Origin of the sequence: Endozoicomonas sp. SESOKO2, from assembly GCF_024606245.1 — a bacterium.
Classification (GTDB): domain Bacteria; phylum Pseudomonadota; class Gammaproteobacteria; order Pseudomonadales; family Endozoicomonadaceae; genus Endozoicomonas_A.
This window is the reverse complement of sequence record NZ_JAHHPQ010000305.1, coordinates 1-3112: the sequence shown is the minus strand read 5'-3', so window position 1 is coordinate 3112 and position 3112 is coordinate 1. Positions and strand designations below refer to the sequence as shown.

The following is a 3112-nucleotide window of genomic DNA, read 5'->3' as shown; positions in this document are numbered from 1 at the left end:
ACTTTAAAGTGAGAAAGCAATTAAGAAATATAAGTGAAGATTTTAATGATTTTATAGTTGAGCTAGATGAAACTAAAATCAGATACGACTATAAATATATACATTTTTGTCCGCAGCATTATTTTTTTTATGATGGGCAGAAATGTTATGTAGATTTTATTGGTCGTTACGAGAGATTAGACAGGGATATGTTATATATCAGTTCAGTTCTAGGTCTCAGTAATAAATTAGAAAAAATTAATGAAAGCACGGAAAAAAAAGAAGATTGTCTTTCATATTATAATGAGGAAGCGATTAGAACTGTTAATAGAATATACGAGAAAGACTTTCTACTGTTTGGTTATGAAATGATTGGGGACTACCTGGTGCAAGATCACGATCTTTCTAACCCTGAATGGTTCGCAGAATTTAATAAGCAAAAGCCAATATCTCAATTGATAGAACGATTGAATTTAAATGAAAGTGTTGCAAGTCAACAGCTTGAGACGATTGAGAGGCTTAATTCAGTCATAAATACGCTAAAAGAACAAAATCAAACTACACAGTTAAAGTACAAGCAAGAGTTATTGGAAGAAAAGTCAAAGGCGGAGTCGAAAGAAGACGAGCTAAGACATATTTATTCTTCACGAGCTTGGAGGTTTATTTCGTTTTTTAGAAAGCTCTATATAAGGTAGTTAATCTATGCCACGATCGTTTATCTGGTCGATAGCCGAGCTTTTCGAGAAATGAGCCCGGTATGGCCCAGACTGTCTTTGCTCTCGTTCAATGACCTGTGCTTGTCTGCTGGTTTGTCTTCTTCTTTTTGTTTGTTAAGCTCTCTCTATCGAAAGCCGGATCTGAGTGTTATGAAAACCCATAGTCAACGTTTGCTTCCTGGCGATGATCCCTATCTCGAACTACAGACCCTCGCAAAGGAATGGCCTGCAGCTTGTCTGTTGTCCTGCGTCGGAAGCCTGAAAGTGTTGTCTCTCAGGTTGGCCGGAGCCGAACAGGAGAAGATTCTGCAGGGCCCCTTCGAAATTCTTTCCCTTTCAGGTACCTGTTGTCCCTCAGGGCTGCATTTGCATATCAGTGTTGCGGATAAAGAAGGGCGTGTTTTGGGTGGTCATTTAAAACAGGGGTCTACCATTGCAACCACAGCCGAAATAGTGGTGGGCATTCTTGACGATACCTGTTTCACCCGTGAAGTAGACAGAGAAACAGGCTATCTTGAATTGGCGGTCAAAAAGGCTTCCCCGGCCAGTTCCTGATCATTTTTCGCCTGACATTAGCCTGCGCTTCAGGTGATAAATCACCAATAGGCTTACCGGCATATTCTTTGTAGATAGTAACAAGTCGGTGTGTATCTATTGGGTTGGGAATGACCATATACTGACGGCCAAACAGGTCTTTGTTCGCAGTCACAGATACTTTCAGGTCAGGATTATAGCCATTTTCTTCAAGATCAAAGTCGGAGAGTGTGTCACCGATATAAAGTGCGATCTGATGTTTTTTTCTATCGACCTGCCCGTTAGTGATCGCACGACGCTGAAAGATTTTTGTGCAGTTCTTAAGATCAACCTCTGAGCAGTATTCTCCTTTTAGTACGATATGGGTTTCATCTGCATCCGGGTAGCCCAGCTTTTTCAGCTGTTTGACGGTTAGTTCTTCAAAGTCTTTCCTGTTGCCCTGGCGGCCTGACGACATAGGTTGCTCGGAAACATAGAATATATCAAACCCTTTTTCCTTTGCCGCAGTGAGAAACTCCCGTGCACCGGGGATCGGCTTGGCATTTTTCTGTTGTTCAAGGCGCCAGCTGTCTTTATCGTGTTCTGATCCTGATGCAGGCCGGATGAGGTCGGGATTTAGGGGGGTGTATTGCAGAATGGTACCGTTGATGTCTACAACAATAACGGGGTTTTCCATCGTTTTCTGAGTCAGTTTTTCCAGTATTTTGGTGGAGTGATTGAATGCTTGCTGCGTCAGGGCATGATAATCGGCTGATGAGTACATCCAGAGCATTGCATTAATATTGTGCTGGGCGAAGGCAGGATCCCGTATCTGGCTGAAGTGAGAGTGGTTCAGCGCATTCAGGTTGGCAATGTGCTTTTTCTGGGGCGACAATTGGCTGAAGTTTTCAGTCACAGCCGCAGACTCCCAGCTTCCATAAACAAGGTTGGGGAAGCTGATCCAATCTTTGCCGAATCGGCTGCGATTTTGGTGAACCCATTGCTGTCTCTCAGTAAAGTGATGGCCTTCCACTTCTGCAAGATCATCCAGCTGGTCACCCAGAAGCATAAGTATCTGATAGCCCTTGTCTCTGATTTTCTGACGATGGTCTTCTTTGCTCAGTGTTCTATTGTCTGTTTGCTGAAAAAGCAGATATTCAGGGCCTTTGATTGGGAATCCCAATGCTTTCAGTTTGGCCATCGAAATGTCTTTGGCCTCATTGAAACGACCACTGACGTAGAAGATGTCTATGCTTTGCTGGTCAATCTCATTTAAAAAATCCACGGCACCGGGTAAGGCTTCCATCCTTTGTTCTCTCCACCAGGCAATAGTGGCATCAGTGCTTCGTGTACCACCGGTTCCGACCATGCTTGAGAAATATACGGTGCCATCGATTAAAGTGTCGTCAATATCGGTCACTATCGCGGCACGCTTGCCTTCAGGTAACTCATTCAATGCGCTGGCGAGGTTGTCTCTGGCTATGTTGAATGACTGGTGCACGAGTGCTTCATATTCAGGAGAGTGCTGTTGCCAGTTAGAGGCAACGACTTTTTCTTCATTCAACTCTTTCTGAGAATAAACTGCAGAAAGTGCTGCCGAAACAGGTGCGCAGGCTGCCAGCAAGAGCAGAACAGGGGGGTGAATTCTTGGCATGAAATCCTCGCTATGATTGATTTATCGTTGAGTTATCGACGTTAAAACCTAGTCGAGGCTTCCGGGAGGGCATGTTTTTTTTGTAACGGGTTGTATACAGGTAAGGTAAAGAGTGACCCACTGGCTGAGTGGGTCATAAGACAATGTCAGAGTGTTGCAATGTTCTCTGGATCACCTGGAAGCTGGGCATGAAAAGCTTTACCGCTGACCGAATGGCTGTCGTCACCCATCAGATACAGATAGACTGGCA

Annotated in this window: 3 protein-coding genes; 2 read left to right on the top strand and 1 reads right to left on the bottom strand. The window is 44.1% G+C overall.

All coding sequences use genetic code 11. The features are described 5' to 3' along the window. On the top strand, positions 1-674 hold a 674-nt coding region (locus KDK17_RS07050), incomplete at its 5' end, for a sulfotransferase family protein (protein ID WP_257287699.1). Between the two features lie 171 nt (positions 675-845). Next, on the top strand, positions 846-1250 hold the full coding sequence (locus KDK17_RS07045; RefSeq protein ID WP_257287698.1) for a PPC domain-containing DNA-binding protein: 405 nt from the start codon (positions 846-848) through the stop codon (positions 1248-1250). Here KDK17_RS07045 and KDK17_RS07040 read toward each other — a convergent pair. Then, entirely contained in the window at positions 1222-2862 is a 1641-nt protein-coding gene (locus tag KDK17_RS07040; protein ID WP_257287697.1) for an HAD family acid phosphatase, read from the bottom strand. The genes KDK17_RS07045 and KDK17_RS07040 overlap by 29 nt on opposite strands. Between the last annotated feature and the right edge of the window lie 250 nt (positions 2863-3112).

Coding starts and splice junctions, on each gene's coding strand:
- KDK17_RS07040 (WP_257287697.1), bottom strand. CDS start 2,862: ATGCCAAGAATTCACCCCCCTGTTCTGCTCTTGCTGGCAGCCTGCGCA.
- KDK17_RS07045 (WP_257287698.1), top strand. CDS start 846: ATGAAAACCCATAGTCAACGTTTGCTTCCTGGCGATGATCCCTATCTC.